Genomic DNA, 18,712 nt, shown 5'->3' with positions numbered 1-18,712 from the left:
GTCCTCATGACAGGCCCGCCCAGGGCTTCATCATCGCACCCTTGACGGCGCGAAGCCCCCGCCGCGCCGCCAGATAGGCGTGCCCTCGCCCCGCCAAGTGCGCCCGCCAGCGCGCGGGATCGGTGAAATAGAACATCTCCAGACGCGGCAGAGCAAAAGGGTCAGAGGCAACGCCCGCCCGGCCGAGCCGCGTTCCCACTGATGTCTTGTAGCGCTTTGCGATCTCCGCGCGGGCAGTGCTGCCGGCGATGCCGTAGGGCGGCGCGAAATGCCGGGGAGCGACGCCGAGACGGTCCTCAATCGCGGCGCTGGACCGGTCGAGTTCCGCCGTAAGCGCGTCGCGGCCGAGCGCATCGAGCTCAGCGTGGCTCACCGTGTGGCTGCCGAAAACGACGCCTTCACGCGCGAGATCCCGGATAGTCCCCCAACCCATGAGCGCGCGAGGGGGATCGGCGATCCCGCGCCATGCCTCGCTACCGCCGACATAGCTCGTCGGCAGGTAGACGATCGGCCGGAAGCCGTGGCCAGCCATCACGGGCCAGGCGGCATCGGCGAAATCCTGAAAGCCGTCGTCGAAGGTCAGGATTACCGAATGCGGCGCAAGTTCGCGCCGTCCGCCGCGGGCTGCGAGATAGTCGTCGAGCGTGATCACCGGTACGTCAGCTTCGGCGATCGCAGCCATCTGCGCCGCGAAGACCTTCGGCGCGATCGACGTCGCCCCGCCACGATCCGAGATCGAGTGGTACATCAGGATATCGACGACGGCGCCCAAGGCTCAGTCCTCGACCCTGTGGCTTTCGAATTCGCGGCGGTGGACCGCCCAGCGCGCCCGGTCAATGCCGCCCTTCGCCGTCAGGCTGTCGGCGGCGGCATAGGCCATGGCGAAGGCGTGGTGCGTGTTGTCATGGGCGAAAAGCCCCTGCCTTCCGAAGCTGAGGAACCCGTCAAGCGAGGACAGCCAGTTGTCCACCGTTTCAAAATGGCGCTGATAGTCAAGGTCGTAGACCGGATAGGCATGCGCGATGCGGCGCGTCTCGCAGCGTATAACGGGCATCGTGACCGGAAGTCCAAGTTCGCCCAGCCAGGCGCAATAGTGCTTTCCCAGTTCCTCGTCGGTCATGTCCCACCATTTCTCGCCCGGATCACAGGGCAGCTCGGCGCAGAGGATGGTCCGGCCCTTGGGTTCGGTGGCGGACGAGTAGTTCTTCGGCTCCGACATCCGGCTGATCGGAATCGAGAGCTCGGGAAAGTAGTGGGCGTCATATTCGGTGAACTGGTCGGTTTCGAGGATGAGATAGACGAGGATCATACCCCGGAACCGGATCGACCGCGCAGCCTCAACGACTTCTGGCGGAGGCGGCGGATCCATGAGCCGCACCGCCGCCGTCAGCGGGATCGTCGAGAAGACCTGGTCGGCCGCGTGCCGGACGTCCTTGTCGCCTTTGCGTGTGACAACATTGGTCACCCGCGCCCCGTCTCGCTCGATCCGGACGATGTCCGCCCCGAAACGGAAGACAGCGCCCTGTCCTTCGGCAGCCTCGACCATCGCTTGCGAAATCTGGCCGAAGCCCTTCTTCGGGTAATAGAACCGGCCGGTCGTTTCGCCGCGAAGACCGGGGATCATCCGCATCATCTTGCCAAGGATCTTGCCGACAGAGCTGCCCGACACCCGCCGCTCGGCTAGCATCACGGCCAGTTGGTCAGGGTCGAGGCCCCAGAGCTTTTTCACGTAGGGAAAGTAGAAATTCTCCGAGATCGTCGGGCCGAGTCCTTCGTAGAGGACGGAAGAAAAGCTGCGCGGACCCTCGGACTTCTTGCGGAACTTCTTCAGAACCATGTCGCCGATCAGCGAGGCCGCGAAGGCGGGCGGCAGCTTCAGAAGCGCGTCCTGGAGCTTCAGAGGGAAATGGATCCAGCGCCCGCCGAGGCGGATGCGGCCATGCCGCGGCTGCAAGAGAAGGTCGTCGCCCAGAAGCTGCTTTACGTCGGCGATAACTTGGGGATCGGCGACCGGATGGAACCGGTGCGAACCGTAGTCGCACCAGATCCCGTCTATCTGAAACGAGGTTGAGTTGCCCCCCGCGACCGGCGCGCGCTCCAGCACCTCGACCTCCGCCGCGCGCTTTGTAAGCGCATGGGCCGCCGCGATTCCGGCCGGGCCCGCGCCGAGGACGACGACACGGGGACGCACGTCGCCGCCCGCGCCGGTATCGACATCTGTCACTCTGAAATCTCCTTCGCCGTTCCATTGCCGATACGCAGGCTGCCGCCCGATACCGCAAGCACAATTGCGCCGAGCGCTCCGGCAAGGAAGAGAACGCCCTGCCAAGCCAGCCCGGAGGCCACCACCTCCGCGGCGGTCGCGCCAAAGGGCACCAGAAGCGCCGCGAGCGAGCTTTCCCGCACCCCGAGACCGCCCAGAGAAATCGGCAGTGTCGCGATGATCTTTGCAAGCGGCCAGGCGAAGAACCAGGCCGCGACCGGCACGTCGACCCCGACGACCACCGCGAGCCGAATCGACAACCAGATCAGCACAGATTGGATCGCCGCCGAAAGCACGAGCGCGGCGAGAAGCCACGCCGGACGCCGGCCAAGCTCGGCAAAAGCATCGGCCACCCGGAAGGCGAGCGCCTGCGCGGGAAGACCAGGCCAGCGCGTCCAGACGGCGCGCGCCACGTGCGGAAAGACAAAGAGCGCCGCGACGGCGCTTGCGAAGATCAACCCGGCGACCACGAAAGCGAGCGCCGATCCGCTGCTCTGCCCTCCCAGCAGCGCAAGGCCCGTAAGCATCAGGCAGACGAGTGCAACAAGGTCGATCATGCGGTCGCCAACCGCCGCGGCGGCCACGCGCGGCCCGTCCCGGAGCGAGACATGCGCAAGCGCGGCGCGCACCGCGTCGCCGCCCGCAGCGCCTGGCAGGCATAAATTGGCGGCAAGCCCCCCAAAGTGCGCCCGAAGCGCCGTGAGGTAGGGAATGGCGCGGTCCATCAAGAGCCACCACTTCGCCGCCGCCGCCACGTGACAGCCAAGGAACATCGCAAAGACCGAAAGGAAGAGCGGCCATGTGAGCCGCGCGATGCCTTGGAAGATCGCCTCGCGCGGCAGGAACCAGAAGATGAGCGCAAGCGCCAGCACCGATCCGCCTGCGCGGATCGCCCATTTGCGCTTCGCCTGTCCGCTCACCGCCACGTCAAGGCCTCAGATGCAGACGAGAGATCATGTCAGCGATCAGCCCGAGCGACCAGATGATCAGGGCTGACAGGAAAGCAAAGATCGTGGTCTCGGACAGGTTGTCCATCCAGATGTCATATACGAACTTCACCGCCCCGAGCGCCATCAGAGCCAGCCCCATCGGGATGAAGACCCTGAGCGGGTTGAAGAGAACTGTCATCCGCAGGACGAGAATCAGGAAGTTGATGAAGTCCACAGGCCGGATCTTCGATTTTCCGACCCGTTTGCCGTACTCGATCGGCGTGTAGATCATCCGCTTGCCATTGCAAGACATGCACAGCGTGATGGTCGTGGTGAACGAAAACTTCTGCGGCAGAAGCGGGATGAAAGGCACAAGCTCCGACTTGCGGAACACGCGTAGGCCCGAATTGAGATCGTTCAGCTTCCGCTCGGCCAGGAAGGAGGCGAAGGTGTTCAGCACCCATTTTGCCGGCTTACGTATCCACGGCACGTTCTTCATCGCCGCACCTCGGTCGCCAACGACCATGTCCTGATCGCGGCAGAGCGCCAGCATTTCGGGCAGGTAGTGCGGCGGATAGGTCCCGTCGGCGTCGATAATCGCCACGTATTCGTGCTGGGCCTTCCTGATCCCGCGCTTCAGCGAGGCGCCATAGCCGGCGTTGACCTGATTACTATCAACAATGACCCCGGTTTCGCGCGCGATTTCCAGGGTCCGGTCCTCTGACCCGTCGTCGACGACGATAATCTCGTACGGAATCCCCAAGGGCCCCATCGCGCCGCGCACATCCTCGATCGTTTCGCGCACCGCGCCTTCCTCGTTGTAGGCGGGGATCACGACGCTCAGCGACATGCCTTCGACATCCGAGACCGGCGCACCCATCGCGTCCGTATCGGCCAACCTGTCTTCCATATCTCTCATTCCCTTCACCGTATCCGGTCCGGTTCAATCAATTGGGCCTGTACGCTTCACGGCACATGCAGGCGGTTTTTCACGCCAAGGACGTGATACTCAAATAGGCACCAGGCAAAGGCGGCCGCCGAATAGACGTAATAGACCTGGTGATAGAGGAATGTCGAAATCGCGAATCCGGCGCCGCCGTTGTCGTACATGAAACGCACGAAGCGTCGATTCACGAATAGCGCGAGCAGCAAAAGCGCAAGCGTCGCGGGCCAGATCGACAGCGTGAATGGCAGCGCGACGAGCAACAGCAGGAAAATGCCCGCAATCAGGGCACGCGCCTTTTCGGCATGCGAAGTGTTGAGATCGTTGTGCACTCCCTCTCGGGCGATCATCAGCCGCGACCACGGCAGCGCGCGCCGGAAGATGTCGGTGTGAATGGCGCTTTTCGGCGTCCAGACTTTTAGGTGCTTGCCCAGAAGTGTCGGGTCCACGACGATCCGCCCCCCGGCTCGGCGGATGCGGTAGCCAAGCTCGATATCCTCGATGGAAGGCACCCGGTAGGTGTCCACGTCGAACCCGCCGACCTGACGGAACAGATCCTTGCGAACTGCGCCGCAGCCCGCCCAGAAGGTCCGTGCGTCGCGCTCTGCCTTCTGGTGATAGTAGCGGTGCATCAGGTTCTTGTAGCGCGAAAACCAGTGCTGGCCGTCGGGCGCGGAATCGTACGACCCGAAAACAGCCGCGACATCGGGATCCGCGAAGGCAACGCGGACCTTTCCGGCGCCGTCGTCCCAAGCGATGACGTCACTGTCGACGAACCACAGTACGTCGCCTACTGCATGTTCGGCGGCCAGGTTGCGCGCGGCACCGGGCCCACCGTTCTGCGGCGTGACGAGAACCCGCGCGCCCATGTCCCGCGCGACCTGCGCAGTATTGTCGGGTGAGCGATCGTCGACCACGATGACCTCGGCGACCTCACCGCGCGCCTGCATCTCGATGAGCGGTGCGAGGACGCGCGGCAGAAGGCCGGCCGCGCTGTACGCAGGCATCACGACTGATATCGTCGCCTGACCCGCCCCGCTCATCCGCGCCCCTCGGCCGGTATGTCGAACTGTCGGGCACGGCGTGCGAAGATCAACAAGATGGTCGCGGTAAGTGGCAAGAGCCAGATGACTCGCGCGCCGTAGCGCGTCGCAGGCTGCGAGATCCCGCCGCAAACGAGCGCATTGGCCAGAATGCCGAGCAGAACCATCACTGCCAGCGCCTTCACCTCTCCCGGCACGCGGCGCGGCAGGAGGACAAGAACGAGGATTGCGGCGAGCGACAGGAGATAGAGGATTTCCTGCATCGGTGTCACGACGGTCAGCCAACCGATGTCGTCCGTGATCCTACCGGCCTCGAATTCGCCCATCACAAGCCCCGAGACGCCCGCGTTCTGGGCGATGATCTTGTCCGTGGGCAGCGTCATCTCGACACTGACCCAACCCGACTGGATGAAGGTGTTCTTCAGGAAGGCGAGGAAGGTCGCGACCGGCTGATCAGCCAAAACGTCGAAGAAGAAGCCGATCTGGTCGTCGGCGACGGCCTTCTGATCCGCCGGATCCATGAGCCGGAAAGATCCCAGCCGCTCGCTGGTTTCAAAGACGATGTGGCTCGCGGTGATCCTGTAGGGATCGTCGGACCATTGAAGTGCGGTATGAAGCTTGCAAGTCGGGATCGCCTGGTCGGGGCAGTGCTTTTCCAGATAGGCGAGGCCCGGACCGTCCTGAATGAGGCGTGCGGTGATGTAGGGCTTGATGACGACATCGGAGTCTGACACGGCCTTCGCCGCCGACCGCAGCATGCTCTGCTCGGTAAACCCTAGTCCGACGATTACCGCCACGAGCGCGGGCGCCACCCACCAGCGCCGCCGCGCAAGAATGACCGAGATCAGCGCCGAGCCCGGCACCATCAGCGCCGCGATGGCAAGATGCGACAGATGCGAGACGATGGCGAGCGAGCCAAGCGCCAGGGCCAAGAGGATTTCCCAGGTTCGCATGTGCCGCGCAAAAACCGTCAGTGTCGCGATCACCAGCAGAAGCACTGGCGCGAAAGTGTCGGGCATGAGGAACGCGATGAAGAACGGCAACGACCCGAGACAGGCCACGATGATCGGCAACGCGACGGCGCGCGCGACGGGCACATGCAGCCCCCATCGGCGCGCGGCCACCCGCATCGGCAGCCATACCGCCACGAAAACGGACACGACGTTCAGCGCGACCAGCCCCTCCAGCGCCCCGAGACGCGCGAGAGCGCCTGACATGAGTGCAAAGAATGCCGATCGTGAACCGTCAACCGTATGCTCACCCTCGATCTCGGCTGTACCTGGCGAAGACCCCTGAGCGGCCTGACCGTCGGTTTCGCGCAGCATTTCGCGCCGGCCCGCCAGGGGAGATTCCCCTCGCCAGCCAAGCTGGCGCAGCGCTGTATGCCCCTGCGAGACGTAACCGACAGTATCGAAGTAGAAGAGCGGCTTGCCGTTCACGAAGAGCACGCTCAGACAGGCAAGCACCGCGAGCGCCAGCCAAAGCACGCTGCGCCCGACGCTCGCTTGGCCCACGATCCCGCCATTGCTAGCCGCCATCGCCATCAGCTTACCCTCCCGGACAGGCGCATTTCCTCGCGGAGCGCGGAGAAATACGCAATTGTCTGCGTCAGCCCCTCGCGCAGCTGTACCCTAGGCTCCCAGCCGATCGTCTTTCGCGCAAGTCCGATATCGGGTTGGCGCTGCACCGGATCGTCATGCGGCAGCGGTTGAAAGATCAACTCCGAGCGTGACTCTGTCAGTTCGATCACCGCCTCGGCCAACTCGCGGATCGACATTTCGACAGGATTGCCGAGATTCATCGGACCCGTTACTTCGTCGTCGGTATCCATCAGGCCAATCAATCCTTCGATCAGGTCCGACATGAAGCAGAACGACCGGGTCTGGCTGCCATCGCCGTAGATCGTTATCGGCTCTCCCGCCAGCGCCTGCATAATGAAATTGGACACGACGCGTCCGTCCTGCGGGTGCATTCGAGGTCCGTAAGTGTTGAAAATTCTTGCTACTTTTATTCGCAGCCGGTGCTGCCTGTAGTAATCGAAGAAAAGCGTCTCTGCACAACGCTTGCCTTCATCATAGCACGAACGGAAACCGATCGGATTGACGTTGCCCCAATAAGCCTCGGTCTGCGGATGGATCGTCGGATCACCATAAACCTCGGACGTCGAAGCCTGAAGAATCTTGGCGCGCAGCCGCTTGGCGAGGCCCAGCATGTTGATCGCACCGTGCACGCTGGTCTTCGTGGTCTGGACCGGATCGTGCTGGTAGTGAACGGGACTTGCCGGGCAAGCGAGGTTGTAAATCTCGTCCACCTCGACGTACAGCGGAAAGGTCACGTCGTGGCGCATGACCTCGAATCGAGCATTGTCCAAGAGATGGGCGACATTGGCGCGCCTTCCGGTGAAGTAGTTGTCGAGGCAAAGCACGTCGTGCCCGGCATCGAGAAGCCGCTCGCAGAGGTGCGAACCGAGAAAGCCTGCGCCGCCGGTCACCAAGATGCGTCTTGAAATGACGCTCATGCTCAGTAGCCCCTTCTGCAGCCGCGACCGGGGCCGAGACTGTCGGCTTGCGATCGGCACGCTCCGCGCGGTACGCGCTCATCCGTACGGCACAGGATTACGGCATGCCGCACTGCCGGGCGAGAAGTTTCGTCGTGTTTCGGTGCGACCGCAATCGCGACCCGGACGAGCGTGTCTCTGACCAACTCATCGATTCGCTTGAGTAAATTGCTCATCAAAATCCATTCGTGCTTGAGGCATTTATCCTGTCAGGTCGTAATCCAAGCCCAATGTTCGCCCCGCCGCAACACCGCGCGACAGATGCCCCGTAAAACGGCCATTCTGTGACCTGCTTGTCGAAGCTTCGTCCAGCAAACCGCTGGTCCTTCCGCTACATCCCTCCCTGCCTCGCCAATCGCCTCAATGCGACCGTGCGACACTACCACTCCGAGGAGGTGTTAGCACGAACTCGCAATATCCACGACTGGTGAGTTTCCGGACGGTACATCGTGCCGCCTTGTGCGCCTAATCTTTGCCGAGATCGAAACAAACCGGTGCGGTTCCTGCTCGGATCGAACAGGCGGGGCGCCATTCCAACCGGTTCCCCGAGCTTGGCGCATTTCAGCAACGCGCAGTCGGGCGGGGCTGGCAGTTCGTGCCCGCCTCTTCCGCAGCGCCGGTCCCGGCGATATGATCCCGTGAAACGCGACGACTGTCAGGATTCCATGAAAATAGAACAGACTAAGCTGCCCGGCGTCCTGATCCTCACGCCGCGCCGCTTCGGCGACGCGCGCGGCTGGTTTTCCGAAGTCTGGAACAGGGCCACCCTGGCCGAGCATGGAATCATGCTCGACTTCGTCCAGGACAATCATTCCTATTCAAGCGATGCAGGCACAGTCCGGGGACTGCATTTCCAGTCGCCTCCCCACGCACAGGCCAAGCTCGTACGATGCGCGCGAGGCTCAGTCTTCGATGTGGCGGTGGATATCCGCAAAGGCTCGCAACACTTCGGCAAATGGACAGGCGTGGAGCTGTCGGCCGAAAACGGCAGGCAGCTTCTGATCCCCGCCGGTTTCCTCCACGGCTTCGTCACGCGCGAACCGGATTGCGAGCTTCTTTACAAGTGCTCCGACGTCTATGCGCCGGATTGCGACGGGGCGGTGCGCTTCGACGACCCGGAAATCGGCATCGACTGGGGTCTCGATCCGGCGATGGCGATCCTTTCCGACAAAGACCGCGCCGCGCCGCTTTTCCGCAATTTTGCCACACCGTTCGTCTACGAGCCCTCACCATGAAACTTCTGGTGACAGGTGGGGCGGGCTTCATCGGGTCCGCAGTCGTACGTCATGCGGTTCGCTCCGGGCATGCCGTCGTCAATCTCGACAGGCTGACCTATGCCGGAAGCCTCTCGAACGTGGCCGAGGTGTCGGAGAACCCTCTCTACGCTTTCGAGCAGGCGGATATCTGCGACCGCACCGCAGTGGACGCGATCCTCGACCGGCACCGGCCGGACGCGATTATGCATCTCGCAGCCGAAAGCCATGTCGACCGCTCGATCGACGGCCCCGATTCCTTCATCAAGACAAACATAGCCGGCACCTACACATTGCTCGAGGCCGCACGCGCTTACTGGGCGGAGCGCGGCAAGCCGCCCGGCTTCCGCTTCCACCACATCTCGACCGATGAGGTCTACGGCTCCCTGGGCTCCGAGGGCAGGTTCACCGAGGACACGCCCTACGATCCGCGCTCACCCTATTCTGCCTCGAAGGCCTCATCAGACCATCTCGTCCGAGCCTGGCACGAAACCTACGGTCTTCCCGTCGTACTGACCAATTGCTCGAACAATTACGGACCCTACCACTTCCCTGAAAAGCTGATCCCCGTCGTTATTCTGAAGGCGCTCGCTGGCGCGCCGATCCCGATCTACGGCAAGGGCGACAACGTTCGCGACTGGCTCTACGTCGAGGATCATGCCGAAGCGCTCCTTCTCGTCGTGCAGAAGGGCGCTCTTGGCCGCAGCTACAATATCGGCGGAGAGAACGAGGCGACCAATCTCGAACTGGTGCGGAAGATCTGTGCGATCCTCGACGAAAAGCGCCCCGGCAACAAACCTTACGCCGATCAGATTACCTTCGTTGCGGACCGGCCAGGTCATGATCGGCGCTACGCCATCGACCCCAGCCGCATCCGCGAGGAACTTGGCTGGCGGCCTTCGGTCACGCTCGACGAGGGGCTCGAAATGTCCGTTCAGTGGTTTCTCGACAACGAAGACTGGTGGCGCGCACTTCAGGACCGCGACGGCGTTGGCAAAAGGCTCGGAACAGGATGAGACCGACCGAAACCTTTTCTTCTGTAGCGCAGGGGCGCGAGAACAATTTCAACCTGATCCGCATGATCGCGGCCACGGGTGTTCTGGTGTCACATGCCTATCCGATCTCGCTTGGCCCAGACGCGACCCAGCCGCTTCAGAAGTGGCTCGGAGGCACAACGCTTGGTGCGGTCTGCGTCATTAGCTTCTTTGCGATTTCGGGCTTCTTTATCACGAAGAGCTTTGACCGTGGAGCTGACTGGCGACGGTTTATCAAGGCTCGCGCCTACCGGCTGTTTCCGGCGCTCGTCCTGGTACTTTGCCTGACCATCCTTGTCGCCGGCACGTTCGTGACGACCGCCGATCCCGGGCTGTTCTGGCAAGTGACGCCAACCTACTTGATCCGAAACGTCTCGCTTGCTTTTCCGATCTACGATTTGCCGGGCGTCTTTACAGACAATCCTTACGGACCAGCGATCAACGGTTCGCTCTGGACGCTGTTTTACGAGGTGGCTTGCTACCTTGGCGTCTTCGCTCTCGGGGTAGCCGGCTTCCTGCGACGCGGCCACATGATCATGTTGTTTCTTGCTGCTCTGATCGGCCTGTCGATCGCCGACGAAGTCGCGTCGCTTCCAGGGCGGCTGTCGAACTTTGCCGACCTCGCGTTACCCTTCGCCTTCGGGGGCACGATATACATGATGCGGGACAGAATTCCGTTTGGTCCTCTCATCGCCGTAAGCTTAGCCCTGGCCGCATTGTTTTCTCTGGGAACGGTCATGTTTCCAATGCTGCTTAGCCTCGCGATTACGTATACCGTACTTTGGATCGGCTTCGCCCACCGGGGCCCGGCGCTTGTCTACAACCGGCTCGGAGACTACTCCTACGGCACATATATCTTCGCCTTCCCGATCCAGCAGCTCGTCGCAGCATCGGGCGTGACGTCGCCGGTCCTAAACATGACACTTGCATTGCCGGCGACCTGCCTCTGCGCCGTCCTATCTTGGCATCTTGTCGAGGCGCCCGCACTTGCGCGTGTGAGGCATACGGCATGATCACCTTCTCGAGACCAGCGAAAGCACTCGTATTCGGAACAACCGGCCAACTCGGGATCGAGCTTGCACGCCGCGCGCCACGCGGAGTCGAGGTCGTCGCACTCGGGAAAGATGCGGCGGATCTGAGGAAGCCCGCGTCGTGTGCCGACATCATCGCCTCCGCCGACGCCGATATCGTGATCAATGCCGCCGCATACACCGCCGTGGATGCGGCGGAGAACGACCGCGAGACCGCCCATGCCGTCAACGCCGAGGCGCCGGGCGCAATGGCGCGCGCCGCGGCCGCGCGCCGCGTGCCGTTCCTCCATGTCTCAACCGACTACGTCTTCGACGGTGCCGGCTCCCGGCCGTGGCGCGAAGACGACCCCGTCGCTCCCCTCGGCGCATATGGCGAAACCAAGCTCGCCGGCGAACGCGTCGTCATGGAGGCAAGCGGCGAGCATGTCATCCTGCGCACCGCCTGGGTCTTCTCGGCGCATGGGCGGAACTTCGTAAAGTCGATGTTGCGGCTTGGCGCCGAGCGCGACGTTCTGTCCATCGTCGATGATCAGCGGGGCGGACCAACGCCGGCAGCCGACATAGCGCACGCGCTTTGGACGGTCGCTCAGGCGCTTCATGGCGGCGGCGGACAGTCCGGCATCTATCACTTTGCCGGCGCTCCGACGGTCAGTTGGGCCGACTTCGCCGACGCGATCTTTGCCGAAGCCCGTCTGCCGCGCCGGCCGCATGTCCGCCGCATCCCGACTTCGGAGTTCCCGACGCCCGCCCGGCGACCCTCGAATTCCGCACTCGATTGCAGCCGCATCCGTGCTGCCTACGGAATAGAACAGCCTGACTGGCGCGCTGGCCTTGCGCAAGTGATCAGCGAACTGGAGGAAGGGAGATGAGCGACACCGGACGCAAGGGCATCATCCTGGCCGGCGGATCGGGCACCCGGCTCTATCCGATCACCCATGCGGTGTCGAAGCAGATGCTGCCGCTCTACGACAAGCCGATGATCTACTATCCCCTGTCGGCATTGATGCTCGCCCGCATCCGCGAGGTCGTGGTGATCTCCACGCCGCGCGATCTGCCCCAGTTCAAGGCGCTTCTGGGCGACGGGTCGGCCTGGGGCATGCGCTTCGACTATGTCGTGCAGCCTTCGCCCGACGGTCTCGCCCAGGCCTATATCCTGGCCGAGGAGTTCCTCGCCGGGGCGCCGTCTGCGATGGTCCTCGGCGACAACGTCTTCTTCGGCGAAGGGCTGTCCGCGAAGCTTCGCGCCGCGGACGCGCGGAGCGAGGGCGGCACGGTCTTCGGCTACCGCGTGTCGGACCCTGAACGCTACGGCGTGGTGGAATTCGACCGCGACGGCAAGGTTCTGTCCATCGTGGAAAAGCCGGAAAAGCCGAAAAGCACCTACGCGGTTACCGGAATCTATTTCCTCGATGGCGACGCGCCCGCGCGGGCGAGGACCATCAAGCCTTCCGCGCGTGGCGAGCTTGAGATCACCGATCTTCTCAACCTCTATCACCGCGACGAGCGGCTCAGCGTCGAAACGCTTGGCCGAGGCTTCGCCTGGCTCGACACCGGCACGCATGAGAGCCTTCTCGACGCCGCCGACTTCATCCGCACGATCGAAGAGCGGCAGAATCTCAAGGTCGGCTGCCCCGAGGAGATCGCGTTCCTCAATGGCTGGATCGACGCGGCTCATCTCAACGCGCTCGCGGGGCCGTATCTGAAAACCCAGTACGGCCGGTACCTGGCTCGGATCGCGTCCGATCCGTCGCTGGCCTCGGCGGACTGAACGCGCGGTCAATCGTTGTCGCTGCTGCCCGCACCCGCATCGGCGCGCGATGTCTCGGTCGCCGGAACCGTGGTGAGAAGCGCGAAGTGGTCGAGCGCCTGCCACACTGCGCGGGAAATCGAATGCCCGGGGCGCCGCTCAGCGGGGTCCACCAGCGTCTCAGCGGCTTGCAGCGAAACGTTCGCTTCAGCGGTATCGCACAATCCTTGCGCTGCTTCTGCATCATCGAGCGCCTCGGCAGTGACTGCGACCGACCCGCTGGACCACTCGAGTCGGATTGCGTGCCCCCGCACTCCGGCGGCAATAGCAATCGACGGTAGAACAAGCCCCGGATAAGCGAGCCTCTCGATCCTGAGCGGAAGCGGTCCCGCGAGATCGGCGAATGCCGCGCCGGTCGCAACCGGGAGTAACGCCAACCCATTCTGCGCGCGCCACCGCAACGCCCCGAGAGCGGGGCTACGATCCGACCACTCCCGGCCCCTTGATGCCTCGAGAAGACGCAGCATCAATTCCGGTCCCGGCAGACCCTGCGCGGCGAGCCAGGCGGCTGCATGACCCGCCTCCTCTGCAAGGCCCCAGCTCATACCCGCGCCCCGAGCGGCCTTGAGGCACAAGGCCTCGACCTCCGGCAGCGACAGAACCGCGGCACCGGCAACCGGTGCGCCCGCTCGCGTGGGATCGTTCGGCAGAGCGCTCATGCCACCGAGCCTTCCGCCATCTCGTATGGGTAGGGCGCGTTCTGGAACAGCGAAATCCTTACCCAGCGGTCCGATCGCGGATCGAAATGCGTCGCGCCAAAAAACGCGAGCTTGCAGCGCAGAAGATCGATCGGCAGCATGTCGGCTGCCAGCAGGTTGTCGCGGATTTCGGCATAGGGGTGGCCCCTCGCGATCTGGAGCCGGCGCGCCATGAAGCGGTGTTCAGGATGAGCGAGAAGGAAAGCGGCCAGCGGTCCCTCCCCTTCCCAGACGGCAAGCGCCCGGTCCATCTCGGCAGCCATCCGGCCGGTGCCGAGCGGCAGTTCCCGCGCCGCCCCGAGTTCGCTGAACCGCTCGCCGAGGCGCGGCTCCAGTTTCTCCTCGGACACATACCAGAACCGCGCCACCGCCTCCCTGTCGCCGTAGTTGACGTCGAGCGCCCAGCCGTAGTGCCGCGCCAGCGCATCCCTGATCGCCGCGACCGGAACGGTGCCATCGATGCGGAACTCCGATCCCTCGTCGGCGTCCATCGTGGCGGCGAGGTCGTCGACGAGTGCCCCATGCGGCTCGAGCATCATCGCTAGAAGCGCCTCCTGCCCTTCGAGGCTTAGCACCTCCTCGCCCCAACGCCAGAGCGCGTCCCACGGCCGCTCCTCGCCGCCCGGCCAGTTTTCGAGATATGCCCCGATCCGCTCAAGGTCCCGCCCCAGATCGGCGAGCTTGGCGATCTGGATGGGATGCTCGGACCGCCAGTGCTTGTGATTGGCCTCCGCCGCGCGTAGCGCTTCGCCCAGCGCGGCAACCGCGTCAGGCATGGCGCCGACTTGCGCGCGGACCCGCGCGAGCGCCTCTTCTCGCGCCAACATCCAGTTGTTCAAAAGCGCCGGGTGCCGGATGAGAAACGGCGCCATCCCGAGGCCGGTCGAATTGCCGACGCCGAGCCGCCGCCTAAGATCGGGCGCCATGGCGACGGCCCTGTCGCCTCCCCGCATTCGCGCGAGGTGTTCCGCCAGATCGACCGTGAATGCCCGGGTCAGCCAGACCGACAGCATCTCGGCCTGAAACGGCCCCTTCATCTCGGGCCGCCCGGTCAGCACAGACCGATCCGCCGCGCCGAACTTACCCGATCCGTAGACCGCCGTCGTGCGCATCAGATAGCCGACGCGGTCAATCTCTTCGGCGTCGGGCTGGCGTCCCTCGGCCAGACTGGCGACCACGTGCTCGAACAGCCGCACGGATCGGTTCGCCCGGCTGAGCGACAGCTCCGACCCGCTGATTCGTCCTGCCTCCTGCAACGGGACGTTGGCCTGAAGCCGGTCAAGATCGACCACTGTCGGCATGCCGTCGAAAAGCGTGAAGGTCGCATCCCAGGCGGTGGCGATCACACGGTCCGAGCGCATGTGGTCGGGCAGATCGTGGGCGAAGGCGACGAGCGAATACGTCCGCTCAGGCCCCGTGGCGCGATAGACCGCCCGGCCCACGCCCTTCGCGTCGATCTCCCAAAGCGGCCGGTCGAAGCGCCAGCGTTCGTCGCGCATCCGACGCAAGAGGACGCGCAGGAACGAAAGCCGCGTCGGGTGCGCGCTTCCCATCCGGGCAAGCCGCATCACGACCTCGGGCGGCCGGCGGAACGGGGCGAGATCGTCATGCGTGCGAGCGTCTTTCTTCATGCCGTCAACCGTTCGCCATCGGGCCGAAGCTCTCGGCCATGAACCGCAGCCAGTTGTCGCCCATCACGGCGGCGACCTCCGCCTCGGACATGCCCACCTTGCGCAGGCCCTCTGCGATCCGTCCGAAATCGCGGTTGTCGCGGAACCAGTCCGGCATCGGCGGAAAGCCCGGCGCTGCGGCGCTGCCCTCGCCGTAGTCCACCTTCTTGGTCCACCGCCCGACGCGCATCCACTCGACCACGCTGTCGGGCTGATCCTGACACAGATCCGTGCCGATGCCGATCCGCTCCACACCCATCAGTTCGGCGGTCCGCGCGATCATCGCGCAGAAACTCTCCAGCGGGCAACCGCTGCCGCCCTTCAGGTGATGCGGATAGACCGAGAAGCCGAGCATCCCGCCGCTTTCGGCCAAGGCGCGCAGCACCGTCTCGGACTTGTTGCGAAGTGCGGGGTGCCAGGAATGCGGGTTGGCATGGGTGATCGCGATGGGGCGCGTCGAATGCTCGATCGCATCCAGCGTCGAGCGTTCGCCGGAATGACTCATGTCGACGACGAGCCCGACCCGGTTCATTTCGGCCACAACCTCGCGGCCCATCCGTGTCAGGCCCATGTCCTCGGCCTCGTAGCAGCCCGTCGCGAGAAGCGACTGGTTGTTGTAGGTGAGCTGCATGAACCTGAGGCCCAGCCGGTGCAGCACTTCGACCAGCCCAATATCGTCCTCGATGCAGGACGGGTTCTGAGAGCCGAAGAAGATCGCGGTTCGGCCGGTGTCGCGCGCTTTCGCGACATCCTCGGCTGTGAAGCCCTGAAAGATCAGGTCGGGGAAACGCTCGAACCAGCGGTTCCAGCGCTCGATCTGCAGGACCGTCTCGCGAAAGCTCTCGTGGTAGGTGATAGTGACGTGGATCCCGTCGACGCAGCCTTCGCGCATCTGCCGGAAGATCTTCTCCGACCAGTTGGCGTATTGCAGGCCGTCAATCAGCGGATTCATTCCGGCGTCCCGGCGGCGACATAGGCGGTTTTCACCGTCGTGTAGAACTCCGCCGCATAGCGTCCCTGTTCGCGCGGTCCGAACGAGGATGCACCCCGACCGCCGAACGGCACATGATAGTCGGTCCCCGCCGTCGGCAGATTTACCATCACGCAGCCTGCGCGCATGTTGGCGCGGAAGTGGCTCGCGCGGGCGAGAGAACGGGTCATGATCCCGGCCGTCAGGCCGAACTCGCTGTCGTTCGCGATGGCAAGGGCTTCGTCGTAGCTGCCCGCATTCATCACGCAGGTGATCGGAGCGAACATCTCCTCTCGATTGACGCGCATGTCGTTTCTTGTGCCTGCGAAGACAGCGGGCGCCATGTAGTGCCCCTCGGTCTTGCGATCGAGCCGGCAGCCGCCGGTTAGAAGCTCCGCGTCTTCGGACTTGCCGATCCCGATATAGTCGAGATTCTGTGCGAGCTGGCCCGCGCTGACCACTGGACCGATCTGGGTGCCCTCGTCCAGCGCGTGGCCAACCTTCAGCGCCTCGGCAGCCTTCACGAGCCGTTCGACGAATGCGTCGTGCACCTTCTCGTGCACGATGAGCCGCGAGGCCGCGGTGCATTTCTGCCCTGTGCCGCCGAAGGCCGCAATTGCGGCATGCGCGACCGCCAAATCGAGATCGCAGTCCTCCAAGATCAGCATCGGGTTCTTGGACCCCATCTCCATCTGCACCTTGGTCATGTTCGCGACCGCCGCCGCCGCGATACCTCGTCCGACGGGCACCGAGCCCGTGAAGCTGATCGCATCCACGCCTGGGCTTTCCACGAGCCGCTGCCCTACCTCGCGGCCCGACCCCATGACGAGGTTGAAGAGACCCGAGGGGATGTCCTGACGCGCGATGATTTCGGTCAGCATCACCGCCGAGCCCGGAGTCAGATTCGCCGGCTTCCAGACGACCGCGTTAGCGAAGGCCAGCGCCGGCGCGATCTTCCAGGCCGGGGTCGCGATCGGGAAGTTCCACGGACTGACGATGGCGACGACACCCACCGGGTCGCGGCGCACGTCGATCTCGACCCCGGGCCGCACGCTTTCGGCAAGGTCGCCCTGATTGCGGAGTACCTCGGCCGCGAAGTAGGTGAAGAACTGTCCGGCGCGGTAGACCTCGCCCTTGCCCTCGGCCAGCGGCTTGCCCTCCTCACGCGACACCATTGCGCCGATTTCGGCCGCGCGGGACATGAGCTCGGTTCCGATCGCCATGAGTACGTCGTGGCGTTTTTGGATTCCGGCGGACCACCAAAGCGGCTGCGCCGTCCTCGCCGCGACAAGCGCCTCCTCTAACTGCGCCGTATTCGCCTGTGCGTAGCGTCCGATCAGGTCGGAGACATCCGATGGGTTCCGGTTTTCGATTTCGCTCGCGCCGTCCTGCCAACGACCCGCAATGAACAGCCCCGTCTTTTCGCTCATCCTGATCCTCCTGTGCCAAGGGTTGATAAGTCAGCGCCGCGACTTCAATCAATCTTGAATTTCTTTACTTTCTTTCAGACTATCTGAACATGCTGTTGAAACCCGACATGATGCGCAGTTTTCGTGCCGTTGCGAGAGAGGGAACCCTTGCGGCAGCAGCGGCGACACTTGGGCGTACCCCGTCAGCGATCTCGATGACGCTTTCGCAATTCGAAACGGAAGTCGGCGCGCCGCTCTTCGCGGGCGAGCGCAAGAACCGGCTTACACCGCTCGGCCTGCGCGTTCTCGAAGAATGCGAACGCGCGCTCGACGCGATCGACCGCAGCACCGAGGCTATTACCCGGCATGCGCGCTCTACGGCAGGCACCGTGCGGATCGCAGCCGTGCCCTCGGCCGCGATGACGGTCCTGCCGTCAGCAATCGCGGGGTTCCGTGGTTCGCGGCCTGATGTACGGCTGGAAATCGCGGACGTGGACAGCGCGGCCGTCCTGCGCAGGCTACGCTTCGACGAAGCGGATATCGGAATCGCCTCGGCCGGCGCCCCAGACCAGCCCCTAAGGACAGAGCTAGTTGCGGAGACGCTGTTTGCGGACCGGCTTGGAATTGTCTGCCGCGCGGACAGCCCCATCCTTACCGGAGCATTGAGTTGGTCGCGGCTCGCCGACGAGCCACTCATCGTGAACCCGCTCTGCGACCTGATCGATCACCCGACGGCACGCACAATGATCCGCGGAAGCACCCTCACTGCGCGCAATACAATGACGCTCTTGTCCTTCGTTCGAAGCGGCCTGGGCGCTACGGTGCTGCCCCGCCGGGTGCTTGCAGACCGCTCGCGCGAGATTTCATTCGTCGCACCGAGCGACCCGGCCGCAGAGCGCAGCCTGCTGGTTTTGACCCATCGCGACCGGCCACCCAGCCCTGCGAGTGCAGCCTTCATAGATGCCCTGCGCGCACTATCCGAGGACGAAGACCGCGCATTTCGGCGAAAATTCGCGGGGCCATATTGAACTTTACCGTTCACTTGCCAGATAATAGTACGCGACGAATGGGGGCAGGAGAATTGGCCTGACAATAATGGTATGGC

The 18,712-nt window shown here is 63.8% G+C and carries 17 protein-coding genes; 6 read left to right on the top strand and 11 right to left on the bottom strand.

Features of this window, described 5'->3' with window-relative positions; translation table 11 throughout:
• Positions 1 to 4: 4 nt before the first annotated feature.
• From DEA8626_RS01645 to DEA8626_RS01615, 7 genes are read right to left on the bottom strand one after another with little or no spacing between them, the layout of a single operon-like run.
• On the bottom strand, positions 5 to 772 hold the full coding sequence (locus DEA8626_RS01645) for a polysaccharide deacetylase family protein (protein WP_108851323.1): 768 nt from the start codon (positions 770 to 772) through the stop codon (positions 5 to 7).
• Positions 773 to 775: 3 nt separating this feature from the next.
• Positions 776 to 2,224 (bottom strand): protoporphyrinogen/coproporphyrinogen oxidase, encoded by a 1,449-nt coding sequence (locus tag DEA8626_RS01640; protein ID WP_181366326.1) that lies wholly within the window; start codon positions 2,222 to 2,224, stop codon positions 776 to 778.
• Positions 2,221 to 3,189, bottom strand: a complete 969-nt coding sequence (locus tag DEA8626_RS01635; protein ID WP_108851321.1) for a lysylphosphatidylglycerol synthase transmembrane domain-containing protein — start codon at positions 3,187 to 3,189, stop codon at positions 2,221 to 2,223. The genes DEA8626_RS01640 and DEA8626_RS01635 overlap by 4 nt, the downstream gene beginning before the upstream one ends.
• 1 nt (position 3,190) lies before the next feature.
• Positions 3,191 to 4,111, bottom strand: coding sequence for a glycosyltransferase family 2 protein (locus tag DEA8626_RS01630; protein ID WP_108851320.1), 921 nt, complete (start codon positions 4,109 to 4,111; stop codon positions 3,191 to 3,193).
• A 47-nt stretch (positions 4,112 to 4,158) separates the two neighbouring features.
• Positions 4,159 to 5,178: a glycosyltransferase family 2 protein gene (locus tag DEA8626_RS01625; RefSeq protein WP_108851319.1), complete on the bottom strand. Its 1,020-nt coding sequence runs from the start codon at positions 5,176 to 5,178 to the stop codon at positions 4,159 to 4,161.
• Entirely contained in the window at positions 5,175 to 6,722 is a 1,548-nt protein-coding gene (locus tag DEA8626_RS01620) for a hypothetical protein (protein ID WP_108851318.1), read from the bottom strand. Before DEA8626_RS01620 ends, DEA8626_RS01625 begins: the two co-directional genes overlap by 4 nt.
• Entirely contained in the window at positions 6,722 to 7,696 is a 975-nt protein-coding gene (locus DEA8626_RS01615) for a UDP-glucuronic acid decarboxylase family protein (protein WP_108851317.1), read from the bottom strand. The genes DEA8626_RS01620 and DEA8626_RS01615 overlap by 1 nt, the downstream gene beginning before the upstream one ends.
• A 704-nt stretch (positions 7,697 to 8,400) precedes the next feature.
• Here DEA8626_RS01615 and rfbC point away from each other — a divergent pair.
• The 5 genes from rfbC to rfbA are packed head-to-tail and all read left to right on the top strand — an operon-like array spanning position 8,401 to position 12,821.
• Positions 8,401 to 8,970: a dTDP-4-dehydrorhamnose 3,5-epimerase gene (rfbC, locus tag DEA8626_RS01610; protein WP_108851316.1), complete on the top strand. Its 570-nt coding sequence runs from the start codon at positions 8,401 to 8,403 to the stop codon at positions 8,968 to 8,970.
• The gene (gene rfbB, locus DEA8626_RS01605; RefSeq protein WP_108851315.1) at positions 8,967 to 10,004 is read left to right on the top strand and encodes a dTDP-glucose 4,6-dehydratase; all 1,038 of its coding nucleotides are present in this window, start codon (positions 8,967 to 8,969) and stop codon (positions 10,002 to 10,004) included. The genes rfbC and rfbB overlap by 4 nt, the downstream gene beginning before the upstream one ends.
• A complete protein-coding gene (locus DEA8626_RS01600; RefSeq protein WP_108851314.1) occupies positions 10,001 to 11,035 on the top strand; it encodes an acyltransferase family protein in 1,035 nt (344 codons plus the stop codon). Before rfbB ends, DEA8626_RS01600 begins: the two co-directional genes overlap by 4 nt.
• The gene (gene rfbD / locus DEA8626_RS01595) at positions 11,032 to 11,922 is read left to right on the top strand and encodes a dTDP-4-dehydrorhamnose reductase (RefSeq protein WP_108851313.1); all 891 of its coding nucleotides are present in this window, start codon (positions 11,032 to 11,034) and stop codon (positions 11,920 to 11,922) included. The genes DEA8626_RS01600 and rfbD overlap by 4 nt, the downstream gene beginning before the upstream one ends.
• Entirely contained in the window at positions 11,919 to 12,821 is a 903-nt protein-coding gene (gene rfbA / locus DEA8626_RS01590) for a glucose-1-phosphate thymidylyltransferase RfbA (protein WP_108851312.1), read from the top strand. The genes rfbD and rfbA overlap by 4 nt, the downstream gene beginning before the upstream one ends.
• Positions 12,822 to 12,829: 8 nt before the next feature.
• Here rfbA and DEA8626_RS01585 read toward each other — a convergent pair whose 3' ends face one another.
• From DEA8626_RS01585 to DEA8626_RS01570, 4 genes are read right to left on the bottom strand one after another with little or no spacing between them, the layout of a single operon-like run.
• Complete coding sequence (locus DEA8626_RS01585) at positions 12,830 to 13,519, bottom strand: DUF3726 domain-containing protein (RefSeq protein ID WP_108851311.1); 690 nt, start codon at positions 13,517 to 13,519, stop codon at positions 12,830 to 12,832.
• Positions 13,516 to 15,189 (bottom strand): hypothetical protein, encoded by a 1,674-nt coding sequence (locus tag DEA8626_RS01580; RefSeq protein ID WP_108851310.1) that lies wholly within the window; start codon positions 15,187 to 15,189, stop codon positions 13,516 to 13,518. Before DEA8626_RS01580 ends, DEA8626_RS01585 begins: the two co-directional genes overlap by 4 nt.
• A 4-nt stretch (positions 15,190 to 15,193) precedes the next feature.
• Entirely contained in the window at positions 15,194 to 16,180 is a 987-nt protein-coding gene (locus DEA8626_RS01575) for a membrane dipeptidase (RefSeq protein WP_108851309.1), read from the bottom strand.
• Complete coding sequence (locus DEA8626_RS01570) at positions 16,177 to 17,628, bottom strand: aldehyde dehydrogenase family protein (protein ID WP_108851308.1); 1,452 nt, start codon at positions 17,626 to 17,628, stop codon at positions 16,177 to 16,179. Before DEA8626_RS01570 ends, DEA8626_RS01575 begins: the two co-directional genes overlap by 4 nt.
• An 89-nt stretch (positions 17,629 to 17,717) precedes the next feature.
• On the opposite strand from DEA8626_RS01570, the gene DEA8626_RS01565 reads away from it, so the two are divergent.
• Complete coding sequence (locus DEA8626_RS01565) at positions 17,718 to 18,635, top strand: LysR family transcriptional regulator (RefSeq protein WP_108851307.1); 918 nt, start codon at positions 17,718 to 17,720, stop codon at positions 18,633 to 18,635.
• The last annotated feature ends 77 nt before the right edge of the window (positions 18,636 to 18,712 follow it).

The sequence above is a fragment of the Defluviimonas aquaemixtae genome (assembly GCF_900302475.1).
Classification (GTDB): domain Bacteria; phylum Pseudomonadota; class Alphaproteobacteria; order Rhodobacterales; family Rhodobacteraceae; genus Albidovulum; species Albidovulum aquaemixtae.
The sequence above is the reverse complement of the archived record's forward strand: the minus strand, read 5'-3'. Positions and strand labels throughout refer to the sequence as shown.